Raw genomic sequence first — 26072 nt, 5'->3', positions numbered from 1 at the left:
TCAACTTTTGCCTAGATTACTAGGCGGCAAGTCGAGCGTCGCGACCAAAACACACTCAGGAGAACAAAAATCAAACAGCAAAGATCAACAGACCCTAGACTTTTTCTAGACTATCCAGCGGCCAACGTGGCTTAGTCTTCATATCAAGTGGCGCATGCTGACCTGCTTTTAGGCGCTGCATTCCTGCATAAGCTATCATCGCCCCATTGTCTGTACAAAATTCAGTGCGCGGATAATAAACTCGCCCTTTCATACCAAGCATCATGCGCTCAAGCTTTTGCCTAAGTTCTGTATTGGCGCTGACGCCACCTGCAATCACAAGGCTTTTAATGCCTGTTTCTTTCAGTGCCCGCTTGCACTTAATCGCTAGTGTTTCTACGACCGCAGTTTGAAAGGCATGAGCGATATCTGCTTTCGTTTGCTCATCATCGCCTTCATTACGGATCGTGTTTGCCGCTGCGGTTTTTAATCCACTGAAACTAAAATCCAGACCTGGTCTGTCTGTCATCGGTTTTGGAAAAGTAAATCGCCCTGCTTGACCCTGTGTCGCCATTTTCGCAAGCATTGGGCCGCCAGGGTAATCAAGGCCGAGTAGCTTGGCAGTTTTATCAAATGCTTCACCAGCGGCATCATCCACTGACTCACCAAGTACCTCATACTCACCGATACCTGAGACTTTGACCATCATGGTATGACCACCAGAGACTAGCAGCGCGACGAATGGGAACTCTGGTTTATCGTCTTCAAGCATAGGGGCAAGCAAATGGCCTTCCATATGATGTACGGCAACGGCTGGGATCCCCCAACCAAATGCTAACGAGCGACCAATTGAGGTGCCAACTAACAGAGCACCGACCAAACCCGGCCCTGCGGTATAAGCAATGCCATCAAGGTCTTCAGGACCGCAACCCGCTTGCGCGAAAGCAGCTTCAATAAGAGGGATCGTTTTGCGTACATGATCACGAGAAGCAAGTTCAGGCACTACCCCACCATAATCGGCGTGTACTTTTACCTGAGAATATAATTGATGTGCCAACAGCCCTTGCTCATCATCATAAATAGCAATACCCGTCTCATCACATGAGGATTCTATACCCAAAATACGCAAGTTACTTTCTCCAAACTCTTTACTGCAGCCGCTGATTATACGAAATCAGCTACTCAAGTTCCAAACCAATATTTGTTTGGCCGTCAGCTAGTGCCAAGGCCTTTAGCGACTTCACCGAGTCGCTGCTAATACGCCCCATATTTTCCACGTGTTCGATAAGCTCAGCGAGGATTTCAATTTCATATTGCATCTGCGGGTGTTCACGCACTAACTCATTTGTTGGAGATATATCTTCCGCCATCAACATAAACTCGATGTATTTAGCTACCGTTGCCTGAGAAATTTTGGCAACGCTTACAAACTCATGTTCATCTTTTGTCATTAGGCCTTGCAACATGCCTAACAGCGCTGTCGCTACATCGATTGCGGGATAGGTACCAAACATATCGAACTCACTGAGCTCAGGTACATTTGGTTCAACCTTTTCAACCAGCTTTTCTAAGCTAATTTTGCTCTTTGGCAGTAATATTTTCTCCCAGATTAAATTCAGCGCATTTCTGAGAACTTGCTCGTCGCCAAAACCCGTAGCCTCACTAAATAATGAATAATTTGGCAACATACGCTCAATAATAGCAGCACCTAAGACTGCCTTTTGAAGATAATTTAACTCTCTAATTCTTTGAAAGTTATTTGCTTTGCTCATGCTTATTTCCACATTGCCAGCAATATTCAAACGCTGGTCCATTTAATTCTGCACAGTGGTTACATAGCCAATCCGACAGCTCGGCGGCACTGTGATGACGTGATTTGTTATAGTTTACCAATATTTCCTGAGCCTCGGGTAACTTTATTGCATAAACAAAGAGCTTGATGGCAGCTTGCTCTGCTGGAATTTCACCAATAGCACCTGACAAATGCTCACCTTGTAAGCGAACCTGAATATTCGCTTGTTCTAGTTGACCTTTGAGTAAATGCGCTTCAACAAAGCCGCTGATAGCGCACAATTGCACCCAATGAAAAGATTGTTCACTCATTGCATTATCTTCACTATTGAATTAGCACTCAATGTGCTCATTTGTTTCTTGATAAAATCATTCATTATCATCACACTTAAACATCAAGCTATTCCATTAAAATACGACTATGACTCTAACAACACCGGGCCTATTATTCCCAGCAATTTCTTTATTACTGCTCGCTTACACCAATCGCTTTTTGGTACTCGCACAATTGATCCGTGAATTAAACGCTCGAGAAGGCGACACCATAAGATCCTTGGTTAAAGCGCAAATCGAAAACTTAAGGAAACGAATTAGATTAATCAGACGAATGCAAGTATGGGGCGTAATTGCGTTTTTACTTTGTACGTCTTCAATGTTTGCCTTGTTCCTTGAAATATCCTTACTTGGCGTAACATTATTTGGTGCGAGTCTCTGTAGCCTAACCTTATCATTGCTACTTTCTCTTTATGAAATCCACATTTCTTGCGATGCAATCGAACTAGAATTGCAAAATATCGAGAAAAAACCTCAACAAGATTAGCGGCCTTGTTACTGCCGACTATACTAACGTTGAGTCAGCATAAAAAGAGGAGCAATCTGTGAGCGGATTTTTGTTCTCAGATGAAGTGCTAGAAAGCCCAATAAATCAAATGGCCGATACCTACTGGGATATTCTGGTTGTAGACGATGAAGAAGACATTCACCAAGTGACTAAGCTGGTGTTGTCCGGCTTTAAGTTTGAGAATAAAGCATTGAGATTTCATCATGCCTACTCAGCACAAGAAGCAAAAGTCATCTTGGACACGGAGCAGAATATTTCTGTAGGCCTTATTGATGTCGTAATGGAAAGTAATCATGCAGGGCTTGATTTAGTGCGATATATCCGTGATGACTTAGAAAACTTTGATATTCGCCTTGTGCTGCGCACAGGGCAGCCAGGTGAAGCACCGGAAGAATCGGTTATTCGCGATTACGATATTAATGACTATAAGAACAAAACCGAACTCACTGCCGTCAAGTTAAAAACGCTGCTCTATTCTGCTTTACGCGCTCATCGGGATATTCAAACCATCGAAAAGCACAAAATGGGACTCGAACGCATTATTGATGCATCTTCGAATTTTTTAAAGTGTAGCAATATTCAGGATTTTGCATCAACTATATTATCCCATGTATCCGCTGTAATGGGATTATCAGATTCGGAAATATACTGTGCAGCAGCAGTAAATCATCAAGCTAATGAGCCCACAAAATTTAAGTTACTAGCAGCCTCTGGTGCAGGCGTAGAGCCAAGTAATGTAACTTTGCCAGAGAATGTACAAAATTTATTTATAGAAACGCACAACAAAAAATCATCTATGAAGACCCGCAATGAATATATCGGCTACTTCCCTTCCCGAGAAGGCAGTGAAACGATGATTTATGTGAGTAAGGATAGCGATCTTCATAGCATGGATTTCCAGCTACTTGAATTTTTTGCAAACAATATAGCGCTAGCCTACGACAACTTAAAGTTGCGTGAAACCGTCAAAGACTCTCAAAAAGAGCTTTCTTATATTTTGGGTGAAGCCGTCGAAAAACGCTCGAAAGAAACAGGCTCCCACGTAAAACGCGTGGCACATTATAGTATGCTTTTAGCCCAGCTTTATGGACTTTCTCACTACCATGCAGAAATTATCAAACTCGCCTCTCCGCTCCATGATATTGGCAAAATCAGTATTCCAGATCAAATCCTGAATAAACCCGGAAAACTCACTGATGAAGAATGGATAATTATGCAAACTCACGCACAGCAAGGGTTTGAAATCTTAAAAAATTCAACAAATGAGATTCTGCAATGTGGTGCGTTAATTGCGCATCAACATCACGAAAAGTGGGATGGCTCTGGGTATCCAAACGGCTTGAAAGCTGAGCAAATAAACATTGTCGGGAGGATCACAGCACTGGCGGATGTCTTTGATGCACTGGGCAGCGAGCGTTGTTATAAGCCCGCTTGGCCGCTGGAAAAGATAATTGAATTACTCAATAAAGAAAGAGGAAAACAATTTGACCCCAAATTAGTTGACCTTTTTCTAAATAATCTGGAACAATTTATTGAGATACGTGACAGGTATCCTGACTAACTTTGTAATCAGAATGTAAAAACTTCACTTTCTTTTTCTCGTTTTGTGTATTACTATTGGGAAAAGACGTAGTAAATGTGTTTTAGTTGAAATTAAAAGGAATTTCACATGAGATTTGAACAACTCGAGCAGTTCGTAGCATTAGGTAATTTAAGACATTTTAGACAAGCCGCAGAACAAACCCAGATCAGTACTTCAGCGCTTACCCGAAGCATCCAAACCCTTGAAGATGAAATAGGTTGTGAACTCGTTAAACGTTCAACGCGTTCAGTAAAATTAACTGAGCAAGGTGAACTGTTCTTAAAGTATTGTAAAACGACGCTATCAGAACTCGACCTAACCAAGAAAACCATCAAGCAAAGTTTGTTTGGTCGCGATAACCAGAAGTTAATTATTGGTTATACAACACAAGCAAGTAGCATTGTGCCAGTTTCTTGCGGTCAGTTTTTAGCTCAGTATCCTAATGTAAAAATCGAGATGCAGTTACAAGATGAGTTGGAGCTTACTCGCAAGCTGCAACTTGGTGAAATTGATATTAGCGTATATTTACAAAGCGCAAATAGCATAGTGAGCGATATTCACCTACCCGATCAGCTAGTTTTGTTTGTTTCTAGAAACCACCCTCTAGCAAACCAAGACAGCATTAGAAAAGCTGAATTAACGCAATATCCTATGTATGGGTGCTTTTCCCAATCAAAGCAAGTTCAAGGTATGCTTAATGAAGCCGTTGATTCGCTAAACAAATCAACCAGCGTTAAAATTGGTAATATTGAGCAAGTAATTGATGGCTTAAAGAATAGCAACAGTTTCGCAATTGCTAGCATTGAGCATTCCAAAACCATCGCACAAGATCCTAACTTAGTTTTCTTAAAAACCAATAAGGCATTGGATAGAGAGCAATTGATTGTACAAACCAATCATCAAATTGGTTCAAATGCACATATAAATCACTTGCTTGAGCTAATCGAAGATGCAGCATCTTCATCTAGCAAAAAAACAGTAACTTATTAGTTGCAAAAAAACGGGCAAATAATCTGTATTACTTGCCCGTTTTTAATAACCGGCTTTAGAACGGTAAAAACCCCAACACGACCCCTACAAAAATCGCCAAGCCAACATAATTATTGTTTAAAAAAGCCCAAAAACATCTGTCTCTATCTCTATTGCGTATGGCATATTGTTGCTTAACAAGCAGCACAGAGGCTGCGAGTAAGCCACACCAAAAAGCGAGGTTTAAATCAAACGTTACACCAACTGCCGCCATCATCGCGATAAATGTGATGTTGAGCAACGCAATAATGTGGAGATCCCATTTTCCGAATAAAATCGCAGTAGACTTTACCCCAATCTTCAAATCATCATCCCTATCTACCATGGCGTACATGGTGTCATAAGCGACCGTCCAAATTAAATTCGCAGCAAACAACACCCAAGCAAGTACTGGCACATTCTGATTTACTGCCATAAAGGCCATCGGTATCGCCCAGCTAAAAGCAGCCCCAAGTACGATTTGAGGTAAGTTTGTATAACGCTTCATGAAAGGATAGACAGAAGCCAACACAAGTGCACCAAACGATAATGCAATAGTCTGCCAGTTTAAAAAAAGCACCAGAATAAAAGCTAGCGTTACCAAAATAGAAAATAGTCCTAGCGCTTCTTTACTCGTCACGGCCCCCCTTGCAAGCGGTCTTGTCGCCGTACGCTTTACAGCCCCATCAACCTTGCGATCGGCGAAATCGTTGATAACACAGCCCGCACTTCGCATTAGAAATACACCAAGTGCAAAAGTAACAATAAGCCAGATACTTGGAATACCTTCAGCTGCAAACCACAGTGACCAAAGTGTTGGCCACAATAATAGTAAAGTTCCGATTGGCTTATCTAATCGCATAAGTTGGCTGTAAGCCTGCCATTTCTGGTGTTCAATCATAAAAGCTTTCCGATATAAAGACTTCACAAACTAAAATCTTTGCTTTACCGTTTTTAAACCAGCTTCTTCTGGCAAATAAACGCTCTGGGACGACGCCAGTGGTGGGTGCAATAAGCTCAATCAGCGCTGGATAGTCTGAAGTAGCTAAACGAAGATACTCAAGGGTTCCGCGCTGCCAATTTGAATCAGTAAACAGTAACTCACCTAACGGCGTCTCACCAATTGCATCCATTCCGACAGTACATGCGTCCTCATTGAGCCAACTTTGTCCAAACACAGCTGCTTTACCGTTACAATTTAGCGTTACTTCTCGGCACCAAACCTGTTCAGAAAGATCTGTACGTAACGCATCTGGAGCGCTCCTGAACTCATTAGCAAGCACAGTCACAGAAAATTTATCACAAGTTTCTTTCAATTTTGCGGTTAGAGATTGGGTCTCTAGTAAATAAGAAGAAAGTGCTGGCTCAACATCCACCAACTGTGTGCTCTTCAGCCAGGGGAGCTCTAAGGGTAATTGCAAAGGCAACGTTCTATTTCCGTTTTAAAAATCCGCGGTCATAATAGCAGAGCAGAGGCTTTCTAAAAAGTTTATGTTTGTGCTGAAGCCAACTGTAAAATCAACGCAATTATGTATAAACTAAGTAAAAAGTAACTTGCATTAGGATACCTGATAAAACATGAGACTGTTGGCTGTTGTACTCACTTTGTGCATTGCATTAACCGCGGCTTCCCCTGTAAAAGCGGATTCAACTATTGGGTATTTCGGGTTTGAGCCAGATATCATCACGAACTACATAGGCCAATCTAATAAAAAGCTTGGCTATGTCCGAGTCACCGTTGACCTAATGCTGAATGACGTTGCGAATATTGCCGTGGTTGAGCACCATACACCTTTACTAAGAGATGCAATTGTACAGATCCTGAGTAAAGAAAACGAAGAAACCATTAAGTCATTAACTGGCAGAGAAGAAATCAGAAAGCGCTGTGCTGAAAAGCTAAAGACATTGCTAAAAGAAGAAACTGGGCAGGAAATTGTTCGAGATGTGCTTTTTACCAAATATTTATATCACTAACCGAATCAACTCATACAAGAACTCGGAAGCGCTAGATTCCGAGTTCGAAGTAACTAGCTATTCTCTTTGAGTTGCCTGTTGATAGGCCAAAATACCGCAACCAACATACCTGATAGCAGTCCGAACAAATGTGCCCAGTTAGCCATGTTGATGAAAAACATATCCGTAAATCCAAACAGCATCCAAAGCAGCATAAAACCAATAACAGGCTTAGAGACCAAAGCGGCTCCGGCAGGATTTCGATGACCAATTACCCAGCAAAAGCCTAGTAGTCCGTAGACCACGCCACTTAGTCCACCAAAATTAGCGTCAACAAATAGGTACTGCATAAAATTACTGGTTAAGCCGGTTACAAAGTAGATGCAAACTAACGCCCAGAGCCCTAGTTTCTCTGAAATTTGCGCGCCAAGGTGTAACCACCAGCTTAAATTAAAAATCAAATGTATGGCGCTAAAATGTATCAGTGTAGGCGCTATCCAAGTCCAAGGTTTATCTAGGGAGAAACGTAGCGCAGAAAAGATGCCATTAGCGTCACCAAATAACATGGCGACAAAAATAATAATACTGACACCAAAAACGCCCTGTAATAACCAGTTCAATCCCAAAAAGCGCTTTACTAAGTTTAAGTTTTGGCCTTGGTAGCTAAATAACCCCTGTGTACTTCCGGTTTGCCAAGAAGCCGCTTGATATAGTTCAGCCTCAGGTTGCTCCAAAAACGTTTGCCAAAGACGCATAGCAAGCGCTTCATCACCACGCTCTAGCCAAACTTCAACTTGTTGCCCATCGTGACTTTGCAAAACACAATAAACCCCTTGCGTCTTAAAATAATCGACCGCACCTTGTGCTAGTCGTGCATTGTGATAATGGGCTATTAACTTCACTTTTCAATCTCGTTTGGCAATTCACTCGCCCACTGCGTAAAACCGCCATCCATACTGTAAACATCTTCAAAGCCTTGCTCAACTAGGTAGTTAGCAGCGCCTTGTGAGGAGATCCCGTGATAACACACCACAACAATGGGTTGGTCAAACTCTTTCTCCTGCATGAAATGTGCAAGATTAGCGTTAGATAAATGTTCAGCGCCTGGAATATGCCCTTGTGCAAAAGTATTTTCATCGCGGATGTCTGCTACCACTACATCATCATTGCCTAAAAGCGCTTGTGTGTCTGCTACTGAAATATGTTTAAAAGACATGTGTTACCCATTTAAAACTAAAAAATAAAAGACGGCTTAAGCCTTATCGACCTAGCCGTCTTTCTATTATAACTACTCATTCATGCACTAAGCAAAGTTGAGCATTAATCCCAATTCAGAATCACTTTACCTGATTGCCCTGAAATCATCGTATCAAAGCCAGTCTGGAAGTCATCAACATGGAACTGATGTGTAATGATTGGGTCAAGGTTTAAGCCTGACTGGATCAAACTTGCCATTTTGTACCAAGTTTCAAACATTTCACGGCCGTAAATCCCCTTGATCACTAGACCCTTGAAGATCACTTGGTTCCAATCCACCGCCATGTCAGAAGGAGGAATGCCCAGCATTGCAATCTTACCACCATGGTTCATGCTGTTTAACATGCCTTTAAATGCTGAAGGAACACCTGACATTTCAAGCCCAACATCGAACCCTTCTGTCATACCAAGATCTTTCATAACCGTTTCGAGGCTTTCACTGGCAACATTTACTGCTCGCGTAGCACCCATTTTAGTGGCTAGCTCAAGGCGATATTCGTTTACATCTGTGATCACCACATGACGCGCACCAACGTGTTTCGCCACTGCCGCAGCCATAATACCAATTGGACCCGCACCAGTAATGAGGACGTCTTCACCAACTAAGTCAAACGACAATGCGGTGTGCACTGCATTACCGAATGGGTCGAAGATAGAAGCGAGTTCATCTGAAATGTTGTCAGGGATCTTAAACGCATTATAAGCAGGAATAACTAGGTATTCTGCAAATGAACCTTCGCGGTTAACGCCTACACCAATGGTGTTACGACATAGGTGAACACGACCAGCACGACAATTACGACAATGACCACATGTGATATGACCTTCACCAGAGACTCGGTCGCCAATGCTAAAACCACGCACCTCTTGGCCCATATCGACCACTTCACCTACGTATTCGTGTCCCACAACCATTGGAGTTGGGATCGTGTTTTGTGCCCACTCATCCCATTTGTAGATGTGTACGTCGGTACCACAAATTGCTGTTTTACGGATTTTGATCAATAGATCGTTGTGCCCTACTTCCGGTTTTGGCACATCCGCCATCCAAATTCCTTCTTCAGCTTTCAACTTGGATAATGCTTTCATAGTATTCGCTCGTTAGCTGCACCGGCTTAAGCCGGTGGCAAAATTAAATGACGCCTAGGTCTTTACCAATACGGGTAAAGGCTTCGATTGCTTTGTCTAGCTGCTCAGTTGTATGCGCAGCTGAAATTTGTGTTCTGATCCTAGCTTGACCTTTTGGCACGACAGGATAAGAGAAACCGATCACATAGATCCCTTCAGCTAGCAGTCTGTCAGCCATTTCTGAGGCTACTTTGGCATCGCCTAACATAACCGGAATAATAGCGTGATCTTTACCCGCACAAGTAAAGCCAACAGCTTCCATCTTAGTACGGAAATAAGCTGCGTTATCCCATAGTTTAGCACGTAGGGCATCGCCTTCTTTCATCATGTCTAGTACTTTGATTGAAGCTGTAACAATTGAAGGCGATAGCGAGTTTGAGAATAAATAAGGACGTGAACGCTGACGTAACCACTCTACGATTTCTTTCTTACCAGAGGTGTAACCGCCCGATGCACCGCCAAGTGCTTTACCAAGCGTTCCTGTAATAATATCCACTCTGTCTAATACACCACAGTATTCCGGTGTTCCGCGGCCATTTTCACCAACAAAACCCACCGCGTGTGAATCATCAACCATCACTAAAGCGTCGTACTTATCCGCTAAGTCACAAACCGCTTTTAAGTTACAAATAACGCCATCCATTGAGAATACGCCATCGGTGGCGATAAGCTTGGTTTTCACACCAGCTTCATCAGCAGCAATTAACTGCTGCTCAAGATCAGCCATATCGTTGTTAGCATAGCGGAAACGCTTAGCTTTACATAAACGCACACCATCAATGATGGAAGCGTGATTTAATGAGTCCGAGATAATTGCATCTTCAGGGCCTAAGATAGTTTCGAATAAACCAGCATTGGCATCAAAGCATGAAGAGTAAAGGATAGTATCTTCCGTTTCTAAAAATTCACTGATCTTTGCTTCAAGCGTTTTGTGAATATCTTGCGTACCACAGATAAAGCGCACCGACGCGACACCAAAACCATGGTCATCAAGGCCGCCCTGCGCCGCTTTAATTAGCTCTGGGTGATTCGCCAAACCTAGATAGTTGTTTGCACAGAAGTTAATTACACTTTCGCCAGTCGATACTGCAATTTCAGCTTGCTGCTGAGAAGTGATAATACGCTCTTTTTTATATAATCCTTCAGCTTTTACTTCTTCAATTTGTTGCTGAAGCTGGCTGTAGAAGGCCGATGCTCTCATCTGGGAGTCTCCATTTTTTGCACGGTGATAGTAAGCTACGCATCGCCATAGGCGGTTGTCATTCTCACTATCAGAAGTTAACGCTTGGGCTTATTCTATATTAATTAGCTCAAGTTAATTGGAACGTACCAATTCAATCATACCTGGTACATTAAAAGATATCTTTATTTTAAAAGGTTCACACAATAAATGCACGATTTGCGACAACTGGCAGCAAACTTTATTTTACTCAGACAAACATAGTGCGGCTGGTACCTCCGCCAACGACGCACATACTTTATCCGCGAGCTGTTGTTGCTCTTGACTAAAGCTCTGCCCAGACTCAACTAAAATGGCTGTTTTTACGCCAGCAGCGCGGGCAGCCTTGATGTCTGAGACTTTGTCACCAATCATAATACTATGCGTAGGATCCAAGTCATGCTCGGCTATCGCTTGCAGCAGCATCCCGGGTTCTGGTTTACGACAGTCACACTCTACTTTATATGGGCCTTGTGCCTTTTCAGGGTGGTGAGGACAAAAATAAACACCAGCGATGTCAACACCATGCGCCATAAACTGCGCGCACATCCACTCGCTTAACGCGTGAAATTGTGCTTCATCGTAGTAACCTCGGCCAATGCCCGACTGATTCGTCACGACCACAATTTTATAACCGGCTTTGCTAAATGCTTGGCAGGCACTGAATACCCCATCGATAAACTCAAAATCCGCGATTTTATGAACATAGGCGTGATCTTTATTAACAACGCCGTCTCTATCTAAAAATACAGCCTTATGCATTGGTCACAATCCCCTGATCTTTTATTACCCGATCAAACATCGTAATTACTGCATCAACGGAAATTTGAGACATGAGTTCGCTACCTTTTACCCGTGTTCCCCAGGGTAATTGCTCAGCAGTTTTACCCTTTTGTGCAATGAGGTTTTGATGATAAACCTCAACTACATAGTCTTGATACAGGTATGGCCCTGTACGAGTTGGGTTGGAGTGAGCATACAAACCTATCACCGGCGTTCCAACTGTCACGGCCATATGAGCAGGCCCGGTATCAGGTGCTAGCACCAATTCGGCTTGCTCCAACACACAAAGTAGGGTTTTCAAGTCAGTTTTTCCCACTAAGTTTAATAACTCAGCTTGACTGTGTTTTTGAATTTCGGCTGCTAAATTTTGCTCAAGCTCCGTTGGGCCACCCGTTATCACTACCTGAAACCCCAATTCAGCAGCATGATCTGCAACCCTAGCATAACGCTCAGGAAGCCAATTGCGCTCGGCTTTACTCGCCGCAGGCGATATCACAAACACTTTCCCTTCGGGCAACAGTGATTTTGCCGCAGCTTGATGAGCTGCCGTCACTGGCATCTGCCATGTTGGCTCACCGCACTCAGCACCAATTGCACGGGCAAAGTTTTGGAAACCTTCGAGCACATGTGGCGACTGTTGAGGTGCGATCCGCTTGTTAATAAACAAACTGTGTAACTCTTTTGAGCGCCCTTTATCAAAGCCTATCTTTTGCTTTGCAGGAATAACTCGCGCAACAAGGTTGGCTCTTAACGCAACCTGCATATGTAGTAATACGTCAAACTTTTGCCCTTTGAACTTTGCCTTTAACGCCTTGAGCGCGGCTTTACCCTGCTTTTTGTCAAATACGACGAGCTCAACACCGGGTAGGTCAGCCAGTAACATGGCTTCCACTTTACCTATCACCCACGTTATTTTCGCTTGCGGATGTGCACGTTGGATCGCCTGTACAGCACTCACTGCATGGCACACGTCGCCAATCGCAGAAAGTCGCAAAATACAAATAGAGGTCAAGGATTTGCTCAAAACAATAGTTCTCATGGAAAGTAACAAGCGCTTGATCTTAAATTAATCAAACAAGTTTGCAAGTTTCACTGAGGATGAAAAATAGTTAGAATGTCACAATTGACTCTTAAGAATCCTATATTGTGCAAATCACCAAACAGCCGCATAGCTATTTACTAACGCCTTCAACCCTAGATTATGATGTTTCAGAAGAAATGTTTGACCCTGAATATTGGCAGAAAAATAATGCGATTGTCGGCTCGAAAGAAGGCCGAGCAACGGCGTGGTTCGTGCGGTTTAATCAAAGCGTTGCGGTACTTAAGCACTATTATCGTGGTGGCTTAATCGGCAAGCTGTTGAGTGATCAATATATTTTTACCAAACTAGAAAATACTCGCGTATATCAAGAGTTTGCTTTGCTAGAGCAACTACAACTACAAGGTTTACCAGTCCCAACACCACTTGGCGCAAGAATATCGCTTCATTTTGGTATTTATCGTGCAGATATTTTGACCGAAGCGGTGTCTGATGCCACCAGTGTTTGCGAAATTTTGCAAGCAAGAACGCTTAGTACAAATGAACTGGAAAGTATCGGCCACACCGTTGCTCAGTTTCACCAAGCCGGTGCCTATCACGATGATTTGAACATCAACAATATTTTGTTTGATACCAACGGCAAAGTATTTCTAATTGATTTTGATAAGGGCAAAATCATGCAGCCAAACTCAAGTTGGCAGCACGCAAACATGGAGCGTTTGCAACGTTCATTTAAAAAAGAGGCCGGCAAATGGCCGACCTTTTATTTTGATGAAAATCAATGGCAAGTATTGATGCAAGCCTATCACAGCGCACGTTAACTTTTTTGTAACTGTGCCTTTTTAATCACATTGGAAGTCGAGCAGCCATCCAAAAATGCTAACACCTCGACTTTTCCACCTTGATTAAGCACATGCTCTGCACCTGCAATATCTTCCACTTTATAGTCACCACCTTTGACCAAAATGTCAGGGCTGACCATTTCTATCAACTTAGCTGGTGTATCATTTTCTTCAATACTGCCAAACGGAATAACCCAATCCACAGAAGCGAGTGCAGATAACACCATTGCCCGCTCTTTCAATGGATTAATTGGGCGTTCAGGCCCTTTAAGGCGCGAGATCGATTCATCATTATTTAACCCAACGACGAGTCTGTCACCCATCGCTTTAGCTTGCGCTAAATAACGCACATGTCCTGCATGGAGAATATCAAAGCAGCCGTTGGTAAATACAATGGTTTCGCCATTTTGCTTGGCAAAAGTAATGTGCTTAAGCACTTCTTCAAACGGCGTTTGGTAGTGCTCGCCCGTTTCTCTAAGATATTGACCCAGCTTGCGACTCAACTCTTCCGGTGACACCGTTGCAGCACCTAACTTACTCACGGCAATACCTGCGGCAATATTTGCTACTTCCACCGCGTCTTTAGCAGACATTCCAGCGCCTAACATCGTCGTCAGTGTGGCGATCACGGTATCACCAGCCCCCGTAACATCACTTACTTCCTGTACTTGAGCTGGGAAATCAAACTTTTCAGTATTGGTTATCAAAGACATGCCTTGCTCGGAGCGCGTCAGCAACATAGCGCCGATCCCTGACGTTTTAAGGAGTTCGCGCGCACTAGAGGTGAGTGCCTCTTCGCTACTTGTGTCTCCACCAGCGAGTTTAAATTCGTTTAAGTTAGGCGTAATAAAATCAGCACCTTGATAGAGGCTCAAGTCACTATTTTTAGGGTCGATAAGTACCGTTTTACCAGCAGCTTTAGCCACCGCAATCATGTCTGAAATGGCGCACAAAGCGCCTTTGTTGTAGTCGCTAAACAACACAAAGTCATACTTATCAACTTCTTGCTTTAGACGCTCAAGCAAGAGTTGACTGTGAGATAACTGAAAGGGCTCTTCTAAATCGAGTCTAACCACTTGCTGATGACGGCTGATCACACGCATTTTTGCGATAGTCGGCAGCTCAACGACGTTAACTAAGCTAGATTCAATATTTTCTTTGGTAAGAATAGCCTCAAGCGTTTTGCCATTGTCATCTTCGCCGATAAGTCCAAGCAAACCCACTTTACCATCTAGGTGAGCGATGTTTTTGGCAACGTTCGCCGCACCACCAGCTTTGTCTTCTAATGCGCTGACTTTCACCACAGGCACTGGAGCCTCAGGAGAAATGCGCCCAGTATCTCCATGCCAGTATCTATCCAACATCACATCGCCAACCACCAATACCTTGGCTTTATTTAGCTGTTGAAGCGCCGCTAACTTCATGCTTTTTGCTCCGCCGCAACGAGCATATCGACCGCTTCGCATAGCCAGTGACCAATAAACATATGCGCTTCTTGAATACGCGCTGTCTCATCGTTTGCGATAATAATCGGTAATTTAGCAATGTCCTTCACTTTGCCACCAGTTCTACCTGTCAATGCCACGGTAAACGCGCCAATTTCATTTGCGGCTTGAAGTGCCAAATTGATATTAGGGCTCGTACCTGATGTGGTTAAACCAATCACCATATCTTCTGGTTTACAAAGTGCCTGAACCTGACGTTCAAATACTGAGTCAAAGTGATAGTCATTGCTGTGCGCGGTCAAAATTGAGGTGTCGGTAGTTAATGCAATCGAAGCTAAAGGACCGCGCTCTAATTTGTAACGCACCACAAATTCTGCAGCTAGGTGCTGCGCATCTGCCGCGCTACCACCATTACCAAACCAAATGACCTTACCACCGGCTGCTAACGTGCTTTGGCATGCTTCAAGTAGCTCAACACATTCTTGGTGATAGTTTGCCATTGTTTCAAAAACATCAACATGGCGCTGTAAGCTTGCGAAGTAGCTTTGTGCTACTTGTTCATTCAATGACATATTTGTTCCTAAACTATTCTATGCTTGTCCCGCGTGATACCTACCAGTATACATGGACTGATAACCAAGTGTAATTCTCACCGAAGACATCTTTACCCAAGGTTAATTTAGTTTCTACTTGCTTGCTATAAGCTTCGCCAATATGTGCTAGTTCAAACTCATAACCAGTTTCATATTCAGCACCAAGCTCATTTAATTCGTTGAAGTATTTACTTTCATTATCGATAACCGACAGCTTAGCTCGCCATAAAGAACGGTAATCAGCTTGATAAGTACCTTCTAGTACATGGATCTGCGTCGGTGCGCCATCATCAAATCGGCGGTGGTTGGCAGCAAAGTGTCCCACACCAAACCCATCAATCGTATTGCCTTCCGTTTGATAAATCTCATTGACATACCAAAGGCTTTCCATGTCAGTAAATTCATAGCGTAATGAGGTGGTTGAACTTAAATTCGGTAGGAAAACGCCCACGCTAGTCGCGGTATTACCAAACAAATAGTTCTTATGGTTATTAGTATCTTCACCACCATACTCTAGATACCATTGTGCTCTGGTACCGTAATTGGTAGTGAAGCTCGTGGTGATTGTTGCCCATTGGTCGCCAAGTTCATCATCTTGAGTCAGGTCGCCGATTTTATTGTCATTGCCAGCTGGGTCTATATAGGCCTTAATAAAGTCCTCAAAATCCACCTTTCTTGGGCCTCCACCAAATTGTAGCACACGATTTATACCTACTTTCCAACCATCGATTGGTTCAATACTAAAGTGTGTACCAGCAATTTTCGGTGTACCATCATGCAATGTATTTTGAAAACGAATACCCTTTTCGACTTTATCTAACTCTGAATAAAACAATTCAACATCAAAATTCCACCAGTTTTTTAGTGGAACAACTAGTCCCAATGAAATAGAAGGCCGATTTTTAGCGTTATTAGAGTAGACCTGAGCTGAATGCTTAAATGGCGAGAACCAATGTTCTTTATAACCTAGGTTAAGCTGTAAATTGCCATAAGATAGCCCGTAAAAAGTGTTATACGCCACCAGCTTGTCTGCTTCTACTCGATACTCAGCACCTATTTGTAGAATACTCGAGTCGCCTCCTCGCCATACTCCAGCAACTCCCAATTCGGCATATTCACCACTATAATTACCTCTGTCGTTGGCGATTTGTTTTTCCTCACCACTATCAACACGCAATGTGACAGATCTTTGCGTTAGTGCGTCATCTTGTAAGTAAGGTGCAATCCCTTGGCTTATGCTTTGCTGCAATGTCGCGTCAATGTGTCTAAGCTTTATCAAATTCATCTGAATTTCACTGATACGGTAAGGCTTCGCCATCGGCGAGCCAGAGGTCAACGCAAACATTTTATCGATTTGATATTCCAACAATGGATCTTGTCCAATGGGTAAATAGGCTGTGGGGCTTGCAAAAGCGAGATTCGAAGCCAATAAACTACAGCAAGCTAGCACTCGAGCTAAATTCATTTTTGTCATTCCATTACTAATAATGCGTTAGATACTATCAAACCAGAAGCCCCTAGGCATCTGTTGAACTGTGTAAAATTGTGTCGTTCATTCTAATTCAGACAAGAACAAGGTAAAATACTAGGTTTTAAGCTGAAGCAATTTCTATGGCGCGTCATTTATATTCCCTGCTGTTGCTAGTGTTAGCCCCTTTGTTATTGAGCTACCTCTATTTTATTCGAGGTAGAAAAAACCAAGGTTATCGTGTGCATTTTAATGAGCGCTTTGGCCAGGGTATAAGTAAGCTGCCACAACATAGCATTGTGATCCATTGCGCTTCTGTTGGCGAAGTACTTGCAGCAAGCCCGCTTATCAAGTCGATATTGAATGCTTATGACAACACATCAATCATTGTCACTTGTAACACCCCGACAGGTAGAGAAGAGATAACCAAAGCTTTTCACAATCATGTTCAGGTACATGTCTGTTATTTGCCTATCGATTTTGCTTTTGCGGTCAGAACATTTTTCACTACCCTGAAGCCCAAACTCCTTATTGTGATGGAAACTGAGCTGTGGCCCAATCTTTTTTATTACGCCAAACAAAACCAATGTAAAACTTTGGTAGTCAATGCCAGACTCTCTAAAAAGTCATACCAAGGTTATAAAAAACATGCTTGGTTAACCAAAGGCTTGATGAGCAACATAGATCTGCTTGCAGCCCATAATGAGGAAGACGGCGAGCGTTTCATCAAGCTCGGGCTTGTTCAATCTAAGCTTCACATTACTGGCTCAATCAAGTTTGATATCTCAATCACCGAAGAAGAAATTGCAAAGGCAAGACAGTTTCAAGAAAATTACCCCGAGCGGTTAATTTGGCTTGCAGGATCTACGCATCCTAAGGAGCATGAGCAAGTCATTGCTGCTCATCAACGAGTATTAGAGCAGATAAGTAATGCGTTACTTATTATCGCGCCTCGCCATCCCGAGCAGTTTCAAGCGGTTGCTGACTACCTCAGTGAACAAGAGATCGCTTTTACCAGAAAGAGTAGTAACGGTATAGACGCAGAAGCTTCGGTCTTGTTAGCGGATACTTTAGGGGAATTAAAGTGGCTATTTGGTGGTGCTGATATCGCCTATATTGGTGGTAGCTTGATTGAGCGCGGCGGTCATAACCCACTAGAAGCGGCGGCTCATGGTGTGCCAATATTAACCGGCCCACATACCTATAATTTTGCGCATATATACCCTCAACTTATCGCGCAACAAGGTGCCATCGTAGTCGATGATGAGGACAAGCTTGCCGCTCAAATTATTACGCTATTTGAAGATAAATCGCTTCGAACGCAAATCGGTGCTAACGCTCAATCGGTACTAGTTGAAAATACCGGGGCTATTTCTAAAACCATGACACTAATCAATAAGAGCTTGGAATAATTCATGAATACAGTCATCTCTACAATGCAAAACTGGGTTAGCCTAGTCATTGTAAAATACAACTTTTGCCCGTTTGCTCGACAGGAAGTTGAAAGTAACAGCATTCATTATTTCGTGTCTCAAGCGATAAGCCACGACGATGCCGTAATGGATATGTTAGAGCAGTGCTCAGAGTTAAACCATGAGCCAGAGCGAGAAACAACACTAGTTATATTTGATAAGGGTTTTAGTAATTTTGATGACTTTTTGGATCTCGTCGACCTAGCAAACGCTTTATTAGTAGCGCAAGGGTTTGAAGGCACTTATCAAATTGCCACTTTTCATCCAGATTATGTGTTTGCTGATAGCGATGAGCATGACGCAGCAAACTATACTAACCGCGCGCCCTACCCAACACTCCACTTGATCCGCGAAGAAAGTATGGCCCAAGCATTAGAAGACTATAACGATCCTGAACAGATCCCAGAAAATAATATCCGCCTCGCAAGACGTAAAGGGGAAGCGTTTTGGCAGCATTTGCTGCAGCAATGCCACAAGGTTAAATAACCTAAGCTACGGTTAAATAGTCAAAAGGCTGGTTTAGCCAGCCTTTTCTTGTAAGGTTTTGAATTACTACTTTTTCACCCAGCTGCCATTGACTTGAATATAATGACCTGATTGCGTTTTGTTATACGCTTTTTTAGCCGCTAAAGCCTCTACTTGCTCAAGCGTGATACCGTTCTTTTTCGCTAATTGCTGGTATTTCTGTTTGCGCTTTTCATTCACTTCATCAACTAGCTGCTGTACACCTTGGCCATTTTTAACCACGCCAAGATAGCCCGATGTAGTTTCGCCAACTAAACCCTGTGATTTAGCATCGTCAATGGAAATTGCGAATGCGGCGAAGCTCATACTGAGCCCAATAATTAGGGTAGAGATTGCTTTTAGCTTCATAAATCCTCCTTAGAATAGCTCGCTGTCTTCGCTGAATAAATTGTCGAGTTCTTTATCCACTTTCACGCGGATCTCATGATCTACTTTTACATTTAAGTTGATCGTAATAGGCTCTTTGGTTTCTACTTGCACCTTATGAGTACAAGCACTCAATACCAATAAAGCTGATATCACTAGCATCCATTTCATTCACTAACGCTCCTCTTTATTTAACGCATTTTCCACTTCGCGCGTAATCTCGTCGCTCAAGCGTAGGGCTCGTAATAAGGTAAACACATTTTCTGAGTGTGTATAGTTAAAGTTTACTGGTTGTTGTTGGAGTTTGTTAATTCCTGTAATTTTAACATCTAAGTCCAACCAGCCGTCTTCACTTAAATTTACGCCACTACTCAATTGCTCAATGGTCAACTCGTCAAGTACACCAATCACCGTTTGTAAGCTAGGTTGCTGCTCTTTTAGCGCATTAATTGATGCATTGTTTTCAACCTTTAATAGCCCTTCACCAACATTATGGATATGACCAGAATCAATACGCACCCCAGATGAAGATACTTGTACTGGTAACTTGCCTGAGATCAGCCCTCTGAGCTCAACGCCTGCATCATGCCCAGAGGCGGCAATAAGATCTAAACTCAGTTTATCTAGCGATACCTGAACGACCTGCGGCGTTGAGACCAAACTAACTTCATCAATCCCCACGTTACCGGCAAAAACCTGTGCGTTAATATCTTTTAGTTTAGCCACGCCTGCTTCGCTGAATAGTTGGCCTGTTATTGCTTGAACGATAACACCAGCTCTCAACTCTTCAACACTCAGTGTGGTTGGCTTGAGTTGAATATTAGCTGAACTTATTAGACCAAAGACATCAATCGCTGCATTTTGAATAAGCCGTTCATTAAATAACGCAGAGCCGTTTTGAACGCTCCCGTCTAAGGTAAATATGCGCGTGGATAAATCCCCTTCGAGTACTGCATAGAAGTTACCATGGGTAATTTTTAAGTTCGGTAAAAATGCGTCAATATATGGCTGAAGTTGAGTGAGCTGCTGCGTGGGCACGTGTATTTGTGCTGGATGTTTTAAGCTTGAATATTGATGCTCAAGCAACGCCTTTACACCATCAATATTAACCACATGTGACGCCATCAATCCACGGCTTTGCTGCCCTTTGCTGTCAATGCTCACGTTTTTCAAACTGAGATCAGCTAAGTTAACTTCTGCTACCTTAGTATTGCCCGACAAGGTTGAAAAGATTTCTCCGGTCGCGACTGAGCCTTGCCAGTGCAGTGTCTGCGCAAACTCATTCAGTTTATAACTCTGCTGTTGTATCTGTGCACTGGTTAAGGTGAGGTTGATATCAAAATCATGTGTAGGCTCAAGCACAACTCGCCCACTCAACGCACTCTGTTTTGCTGTTACATTCTCAACACTCAGGTTTTGCAGTTTTGAATCAAGCGTTATCGCAAAACTCATTCCTTCAGGTAAGACTCTGTGTAGTAGATGTCCACTTTTGAGTTTTGGCACATCTAGCTGCGCATGTAAGTCAAACGTCAGAGATGGATTATCAATCACCAAATCTGATGTCGATAACTGGGTTGAGAATATGCTCGGCTGAGCCTCAACTGTAATTAGCTTGGTTGGATCACCCAATATTTTGAAGCGGCTATTGAGCTCGAGATTCTCAGCAATAACATCTTGCAGTGTAAGCTTTTGAAGGTCACTTGTGATTTCCCCCCTCATATTAACAAAATTTGGCCGCGCACTAAGCGCTCCCGCCAGTGTATGCGCGCCCCACTTTTCATCGGAAAATTCAAGGCGAATATCACCATTGACGAAAGGCTCAGTTAAGTCGACTGCCAACTCGTTAACTTCAAACTGTAGCGGTTTATCTTTACCTGTCACTTCAAGTAAATCTGTCGCGATTGAATCGGCAGAAATGGTAATTTCACTCGGTAAACGAAGCTGCCAAGTGGTCGGTAACAGTTTACTATATTCAGAAGTAAGACAATTAAGCGTTGATTTCGCTGAAATCGGCTCGGCAAGTGCTACCTTCCCCTGCTGCGTGGCTAAATCATACCGCCCTGACACAGCGCCTATATACGCAACGGTACTTTTACACTCAGCCTGTTCAAGCGCTACTAAAGTTTCAAGTTCCAGCTTTGCGTCCATAGCCAGGCCATCGAATTCAAGCTGGCTAGTTCCTGAAAGTGCTTGGATCTGAGGAGGTAACAAAGTGCTGAGGTACTCGCCACTAAGGTCAACATTTGCAGCAATACGCTCTGGCTGCAATGTAACTTCAGCAGCGATGTCACCTGAAACTACAAATTGATTCAGCTCGGACTCCGAAATCGACACGACTAATGGCTTTGGTAATGGCTCACCAGATATAGAGAGCTTGGCAACATGCATTTTGGGTCTGGTGATGTCGAGTGGCAATGCAAGGCGCTGTGGCTGAGTTGCATCTGAATTTTTGGACGGAAGAAGTTGAATGTTCGCTTTTTCAATATTGACTTGGCGCATGCTTAGTTGCGCATCATAAAGCTGGGCATTAAACGCATCTGTTTGCACACATGCTTTTGTAATATGGATACGATTGAAGCCCAACAAACGCCAGTCAAGACAACTGACCTGAAGTTCATTAACTGGTATAAAATGTTTAATGGCCCAGAGCGACAAAGGAACTCTGGCAAGGTAAACACCCACTAAAACACTGAGTATCAACGCTAAGCTCCAAAGCCATTTTTTCATTCGTATCCCTAAAATATGATTGCTATTTCCCTTTCAGTGTACCCGATAGATAATTATCGAGCCATGAATAAAAAAGGTCACCGAAGTGACCTTTTTCAAATATGTTAGCCTACTAGCTTACGCGCATTGCGGAACATACGCATCCAAGGGCTATCTTCTTGCCACTCATCTGGGTGCCAAGAGTTTGCAACTGCTCTGAATACACGCTCAGGGTGCGGCATCATCACAGTTGCACGACCGTCTGTTGACGTCATGCCTGTAATACCAGCAGGTGAACCATTCGGGTTAGCTGGATACTGAGTGGTTGGATCACCGTAGTTATCAACAAACTTCACAGCAACTGAACCTGAATTCAGTGCAGTTTGTACCGCCGCTTCGCTTGCAAACTCAGCATGACCTTCACCATGTGATACCGCGATTGGCATGCGAGAGCCAGCCATACCATCAAAGAAGATTGACGGGCTTTGCTGTACTTCAACTAAACTGAAACGCGCTTCAAAACGCTCTGACTTGTTGGTGACAAAACGTGGCCAGTTTTCCGTGCCTGGGATCAGCTCTTTTAATGTAGAAAGCATCTGACAACCATTACAAACACCTAAGCTGAAAGTATCTAGGCGTTGGAAGAAGCCTTGGAATTGCTCACGTGCTGAGTCATGGAATAGGATTGATTTAGCCCAGCCTTCACCAGCACCTAATACGTCACCGTATGAGAAGCCACCACATGCCACTAGGCCTTTGAATTGCTCTAGTGTTAAGCGACCTTCAAGGATATCGCTCATGTGTACGTCGATTGCCGCAAAACCAGCACGGTTAAATGCTGCCGCCATTTCGATATGTGAGTTAACGCCTTGCTCACGCAAGATGGCAACTTGAGGCTTCACCCCTTTAGCAATGTAAGGCGCTGCGATATCTTCGTTTAGATCAAAGCTTAGTTTAACGTTAAGGCCTGGATCTTTGTCATCGAACTTAGCGTCAAACTCTTGCTTCGCGCAATCAGGGTTATCACGTAGCGCTTGCATCTGGTAAGTTGTCTCAGCCCAGATAGTGCGAAGCTCTGTGCGAGTATTTTCAAGTACTGCCTGACCGCCACGAGTAAAGATAATTTTATCTTCGCTATTTAGCGTACCGATGCGATGTGCAATATCAGCAATACCGTGTTCGGCAAATACCGCTTCAACCGCTGCAATGTCATCATTGCGAACTTGCAATACTGCGCCAAGTTCTTCATTGAATAGCACTTCTAAGTCTGTACCTTGCAGCGCATCTAATTCAATGCTCACACCTGTATGGCCTGCAAACGCCATTTCCGCGGCAGTGGTGAATAGACCACCGTCAGAGCGGTCGTGGTAAGCGATAAGCTTGCCAGACTCAACTAATGTTTGTACCGCATTGTAGAAGCCTTTTAACAGCTCGGGGCTGTCAACGTCAGGTGTCTTGTCGCCAAGTTGCTTGTACACTTGCGCTAAGCTTGAGGCACCAAGACGGTTTTGACCAGCACCTAAGTCAAGTAGGAATAGGCTGGTTTCACCCTTATCAGTACGAAGCTCAGGCGTGACTGTTTTGCGAATATCCTCAACACGACCAAATGCAGTGATGATAAGCGATAATGGCGCAGTCACTGACTTTTCTTCGCCATTTTCATCCCACTTTGTCTTCATCGACATTGAGTCTTTACCAACTGGGATTGTAAGGCCTAATGCCGGACATAATTCTTCACCAACCGCTTTAACCGCTTCGTACAGACCCGCATCTTCGCCTGGGTGACCCGCAGCCGCCATCCAGTTTGCAGAAAGCTTAATGTTGTTTAGGCTACCGATATTAGCACCAGCGATATTGGTTAACGCTTCTGCTACTGCTAGACGCGCTGATGCTCCATAGTTAAGTAGTGCCGCAGGGGTGCGCTCACCCATCGACATCGCTTCACCGTGGTAAGTATCGTAAGTTGCCGCAGTTACCGCGCAGTTAGCGACTGGTACCTGCCAAGGGCCAACCATTTGGTCACGTGCAACCAGACCCGTTACGGTTCTGTCACCAATCGTGATAAGGAATGTTTTCTCAGCAATCGTAGGTAGGCGAAGTAAACGCTTAGCTGCATCTTCAAGTTCAATACCAGCTGTATCTAATGCTGTACCCACTACACGCTTTGACTCAACGTCACGATGCATTTTAGGTGGCTTGCCAAGTAATACGTCTAGTGGCAGGTCCACAGGATTATTATCAAAGTGGCTATCAGCTACTGTTAGATGACGCTCTTCCGTCGCTTCACCGATTACCGCATATTGTGCGCGCTCACGCTTACAAATTGCTTCAAAGCGAGCAAAGTCTTCCGCTGCAACAGCCAATACATAGCGCTCTTGCGACTCGTTACACCAGATTTCGTGTGGTGCCATACCTGGTTCATCGTTCGGGATGTTACGCAGCTGGAATTTACCACCACGGCCGCCGTCGTCGACAAGCTCAGGAAATGCATTTGATAAACCACCCGCGCCCACATCATGAATAAACGCGATTGGGTTATCATCACCAAGCTGCCAACATTTATCGATCACTTCCTGACAACGACGTTCCATTTCAGGGTTTTCACGCTGAACAGAAGCAAAGTCTAAATCTTCGTTTGATTGGCCAGATGCCATTGATGAAGCTGCACCACCGCCAAGACCGATGTTCATTGCAGGACCACCAAGTGCGATTAGCTTAGCACCTACAGGGATCGAGCCTTTTTGCACGTGATCTTCACGGATATTACCTAAACCACCTGCGATCATGATTGGCTTGTGGTAACCACGTACTTCAGCGCCATTATGGCTTTCTACTTTTTCTTCGTAAGTACGGAAGTAACCCAATAGGTTTGGACGACCAAACTCGTTGTTAAATGCAGCACCACCAAGTGGTCCATCAAGCATGATGTCTAATGCATTAACAATGCGTCCTGGTTTACCAAAGTTAGTTTCCCAAGGTTGCTCAAAACCTGGAATACGAAGGTTAGAAACCGTGAAGCCAACTAAACCTGCTTTTGGCTTAGAACCACGACCGGTTGCACCTTCATCGCGGATTTCGCCACCTGAACCTGTTGATGCGCCAGAAAATGGAGCAATCGCCGTTGGGTGGTTGTGCGTTTCCACTTTCATCAGAATGTGGATATCTTCCTCGTGGTAAGCGTATTCGCCGTCAGTATTTGGGAAGAAACGACCCGCTTTAGAGCCAGTCATTACTGCCGCGTTATCCTTATAAGCCGACAATACATTGTCGCTATTGGTTTCGTAGGTGTTCTTAATCATTTTAAACAGCGACTTAGGCTGCTCTACACCATCGATAGTCCAATCAGCGTTGAAAATTTTGTGACGACAGTGCTCAGAGTTTGCTTGAGCGAACATGAACAGTTCGATGTCATTAGGGTTACGACCTAGCTTTTCAAAGCTTTCGACTAAGTAGTCAATTTCGTCATCAGCTAGTGCAAAGCCCTGCTCAACGTTCGCAACCGCAAGTGCTTCACGGCCGCCGCCAAGAATATCCACTGAAGACATCGGGCGAGGCGTTTCCGTGCGGAATAATTTAGCAGCATCATCAAGCTCTGCATGAACAGATTCGGTCATGCGGTCATGAAGTAACTGTGCAACTTCTTCGAACTGAGCTTGTGTAAGTTCACCCTCAACATAATAAGCAATACCACGCTCAACACGGTGTACTTGCGTAAGACCACAGTTGTTTGCAATATCTGTCGCTTTAGAAGCCCAAGGAGAGATAGTTCCGATCCTTGGTGTTACCAAGATCAGTTTGCCCTCTGGCGTGTGCTCCGTAATAGTCGGTCCATACTTTAACAGGCTGTTTAGCTTAGTTAACTCAGCCTCTGAAAGCTCAGCCGTTAAATCAGCAAAATGCATAAACTCGGCATAAACATTGGTAACTGGTAATTGAGCTACAGCGCAGGTTTTAAGGATCTTTTGGACTTTGAAATCTGAAAGTGCAGGTGCACCACGTAGGATTAACATAGGTATTTTCATCCGGGGTTAAGGATTGAACGATATCTTTGGGCGCTCATTATAGTGGAAATAGC

25 protein-coding genes are annotated in these 26072 nt (G+C 43.7%); 7 read left to right on the top strand and 18 right to left on the bottom strand.

Translation table 11 applies throughout. The annotated features are described in order from the left end of the window. Window positions 1-94 precede the first annotated feature (94 nt). From tsaD to MHN32_RS18980, 3 genes are read right to left on the bottom strand one after another with little or no spacing between them, the layout of a single operon-like run. The gene (gene tsaD / locus MHN32_RS18990) at window positions 95-1108 is read right to left on the bottom strand and encodes a tRNA (adenosine(37)-N6)-threonylcarbamoyltransferase complex transferase subunit TsaD (RefSeq protein ID WP_010607631.1); all 1014 of its coding nucleotides are present in this window, start codon (window positions 1106-1108) and stop codon (window positions 95-97) included. 49 nt (window positions 1109-1157) lie between these two features. After that, window positions 1158-1751, bottom strand: coding sequence for a YjaG family protein (locus tag MHN32_RS18985; RefSeq protein ID WP_010607630.1), 594 nt, complete (start codon window positions 1749-1751; stop codon window positions 1158-1160). After that, on the bottom strand, window positions 1735-2082 hold the full coding sequence (locus MHN32_RS18980; protein WP_239422525.1) for a DUF2007 domain-containing protein: 348 nt from the start codon (window positions 2080-2082) through the stop codon (window positions 1735-1737). The genes MHN32_RS18985 and MHN32_RS18980 overlap by 17 nt, the downstream gene beginning before the upstream one ends. A 109-nt stretch (window positions 2083-2191) precedes the next feature. Here MHN32_RS18980 and MHN32_RS18975 point away from each other — a divergent pair, with 109 nt between their 5' ends. From MHN32_RS18975 to MHN32_RS18965, 3 genes are all read left to right on the top strand, one after another. Further along, window positions 2192-2590: a DUF2721 domain-containing protein gene (locus MHN32_RS18975; protein WP_010374626.1), complete on the top strand. Its 399-nt coding sequence runs from the start codon at window positions 2192-2194 to the stop codon at window positions 2588-2590. Between the two features lie 58 nt (window positions 2591-2648). Next, complete coding sequence (locus MHN32_RS18970; protein ID WP_010607628.1) at window positions 2649-4172, top strand: DUF3369 domain-containing protein; 1524 nt, start codon at window positions 2649-2651, stop codon at window positions 4170-4172. 108 nt (window positions 4173-4280) lie between these two features. Continuing rightward, complete coding sequence (locus MHN32_RS18965; protein WP_010607627.1) at window positions 4281-5183, top strand: LysR family transcriptional regulator; 903 nt, start codon at window positions 4281-4283, stop codon at window positions 5181-5183. A gap of 55 nt (window positions 5184-5238) precedes the next feature. On the opposite strand, the gene ubiA is transcribed toward MHN32_RS18965, so the two are convergent. Beyond that, entirely contained in the window at window positions 5239-6102 is an 864-nt protein-coding gene (ubiA, locus tag MHN32_RS18960) for a 4-hydroxybenzoate octaprenyltransferase (protein WP_010607626.1), read from the bottom strand. Continuing rightward, on the bottom strand, window positions 6095-6622 hold the full coding sequence (locus MHN32_RS18955; RefSeq protein WP_227386861.1) for a chorismate lyase: 528 nt from the start codon (window positions 6620-6622) through the stop codon (window positions 6095-6097). Before MHN32_RS18955 ends, ubiA begins: the two co-directional genes overlap by 8 nt. A 157-nt stretch (window positions 6623-6779) precedes the next feature. Here MHN32_RS18955 and MHN32_RS18950 point away from each other — a divergent pair, with 157 nt between their 5' ends. Continuing rightward, window positions 6780-7175, top strand: coding sequence for a flagellar basal body-associated protein FliL (locus MHN32_RS18950; RefSeq protein ID WP_010607624.1), 396 nt, complete (start codon window positions 6780-6782; stop codon window positions 7173-7175). Between the two features lie 53 nt (window positions 7176-7228). Here MHN32_RS18950 and glpG read toward each other — a convergent pair whose 3' ends face one another. The 6 genes from glpG to MHN32_RS18920 form a co-directional block, all read right to left on the bottom strand. Beyond that, window positions 7229-8056: a rhomboid family intramembrane serine protease GlpG gene (gene glpG / locus MHN32_RS18945; protein WP_010607623.1), complete on the bottom strand. Its 828-nt coding sequence runs from the start codon at window positions 8054-8056 to the stop codon at window positions 7229-7231. Next, entirely contained in the window at window positions 8053-8370 is a 318-nt protein-coding gene (gene glpE, locus MHN32_RS18940; RefSeq protein WP_010374619.1) for a thiosulfate sulfurtransferase GlpE, read from the bottom strand. Before glpE ends, glpG begins: the two co-directional genes overlap by 4 nt. A gap of 104 nt (window positions 8371-8474) precedes the next feature. Continuing rightward, on the bottom strand, window positions 8475-9500 hold the full coding sequence (tdh, locus tag MHN32_RS18935) for an L-threonine 3-dehydrogenase (protein ID WP_010374618.1): 1026 nt from the start codon (window positions 9498-9500) through the stop codon (window positions 8475-8477). A 43-nt stretch (window positions 9501-9543) separates the two neighbouring features. Then, window positions 9544-10740 (bottom strand): glycine C-acetyltransferase, encoded by a 1197-nt coding sequence (locus MHN32_RS18930; protein WP_239422524.1) that lies wholly within the window; start codon window positions 10738-10740, stop codon window positions 9544-9546. A 225-nt stretch (window positions 10741-10965) separates the two neighbouring features. Further along, window positions 10966-11520: a D-glycero-beta-D-manno-heptose 1,7-bisphosphate 7-phosphatase gene (gmhB, locus tag MHN32_RS18925; RefSeq protein WP_010607621.1), complete on the bottom strand. Its 555-nt coding sequence runs from the start codon at window positions 11518-11520 to the stop codon at window positions 10966-10968. Beyond that, window positions 11513-12580 (bottom strand): glycosyltransferase family 9 protein, encoded by a 1068-nt coding sequence (locus MHN32_RS18920; protein WP_239422523.1) that lies wholly within the window; start codon window positions 12578-12580, stop codon window positions 11513-11515. Before MHN32_RS18920 ends, gmhB begins: the two co-directional genes overlap by 8 nt. Before the next feature lie 107 nt (window positions 12581-12687). On the opposite strand from MHN32_RS18920, the gene MHN32_RS18915 reads away from it, so the two are divergent. Then, entirely contained in the window at window positions 12688-13401 is a 714-nt protein-coding gene (locus tag MHN32_RS18915; RefSeq protein ID WP_239422522.1) for a 3-deoxy-D-manno-octulosonic acid kinase, read from the top strand. Here MHN32_RS18915 and hldE read toward each other — a convergent pair. From hldE to MHN32_RS18900, 3 genes are read right to left on the bottom strand one after another with little or no spacing between them, the layout of a single operon-like run. Continuing rightward, the gene (gene hldE / locus MHN32_RS18910) at window positions 13398-14846 is read right to left on the bottom strand and encodes a bifunctional D-glycero-beta-D-manno-heptose-7-phosphate kinase/D-glycero-beta-D-manno-heptose 1-phosphate adenylyltransferase HldE (protein ID WP_239422521.1); all 1449 of its coding nucleotides are present in this window, start codon (window positions 14844-14846) and stop codon (window positions 13398-13400) included. The genes MHN32_RS18915 and hldE overlap by 4 nt on opposite strands. Further along, window positions 14843-15439, bottom strand: a complete 597-nt coding sequence (locus MHN32_RS18905) for an SIS domain-containing protein (protein WP_039491395.1) — start codon at window positions 15437-15439, stop codon at window positions 14843-14845. The genes hldE and MHN32_RS18905 overlap by 4 nt, the downstream gene beginning before the upstream one ends. Before the next feature lie 40 nt (window positions 15440-15479). Next, window positions 15480-16925 (bottom strand): capsule assembly Wzi family protein, encoded by a 1446-nt coding sequence (locus MHN32_RS18900; RefSeq protein WP_239422520.1) that lies wholly within the window; start codon window positions 16923-16925, stop codon window positions 15480-15482. Window positions 16926-17071: 146 nt separating this feature from the next. On the opposite strand from MHN32_RS18900, the gene waaA reads away from it, so the two are divergent. Together waaA and MHN32_RS18890 are read left to right on the top strand one after the other, a co-directional pair. Continuing rightward, the gene (gene waaA / locus MHN32_RS18895) at window positions 17072-18340 is read left to right on the top strand and encodes a lipid IV(A) 3-deoxy-D-manno-octulosonic acid transferase (protein WP_239422519.1); all 1269 of its coding nucleotides are present in this window, start codon (window positions 17072-17074) and stop codon (window positions 18338-18340) included. 3 nt (window positions 18341-18343) lie between these two features. Then, window positions 18344-18886 (top strand): DUF1415 domain-containing protein, encoded by a 543-nt coding sequence (locus tag MHN32_RS18890; RefSeq protein ID WP_239422518.1) that lies wholly within the window; start codon window positions 18344-18346, stop codon window positions 18884-18886. A 66-nt stretch (window positions 18887-18952) separates the two neighbouring features. Here MHN32_RS18890 and MHN32_RS18885 read toward each other — a convergent pair whose 3' ends face one another. The 4 genes from MHN32_RS18885 to purL all read right to left on the bottom strand — a co-directional run bounded on the left by MHN32_RS18885 (window position 18953) and on the right by purL (window position 26007). Beyond that, a complete protein-coding gene (locus MHN32_RS18885; RefSeq protein ID WP_010607614.1) occupies window positions 18953-19273 on the bottom strand; it encodes a YdbL family protein in 321 nt (106 codons plus the stop codon). 9 nt (window positions 19274-19282) lie between these two features. Further along, window positions 19283-19462 (bottom strand): YnbE family lipoprotein, encoded by a 180-nt coding sequence (locus MHN32_RS18880; protein WP_010374602.1) that lies wholly within the window; start codon window positions 19460-19462, stop codon window positions 19283-19285. A gap of 3 nt (window positions 19463-19465) precedes the next feature. Continuing rightward, complete coding sequence (locus tag MHN32_RS18875; RefSeq protein WP_239422517.1) at window positions 19466-22018, bottom strand: YdbH domain-containing protein; 2553 nt, start codon at window positions 22016-22018, stop codon at window positions 19466-19468. Between the two features lie 104 nt (window positions 22019-22122). After that, the gene (gene purL / locus MHN32_RS18870) at window positions 22123-26007 is read right to left on the bottom strand and encodes a phosphoribosylformylglycinamidine synthase (RefSeq protein WP_239422516.1); all 3885 of its coding nucleotides are present in this window, start codon (window positions 26005-26007) and stop codon (window positions 22123-22125) included. Between the last annotated feature and the right edge of the window lie 65 nt (window positions 26008-26072).

Source organism: Pseudoalteromonas sp. Of11M-6 (assembly GCF_022347905.1).
Lineage (GTDB): Bacteria > Pseudomonadota > Gammaproteobacteria > Enterobacterales > Alteromonadaceae > Pseudoalteromonas.
The sequence above is the reverse complement of the archived record's forward strand: the minus strand, read 5'-3'. Positions and strand labels throughout refer to the sequence as shown.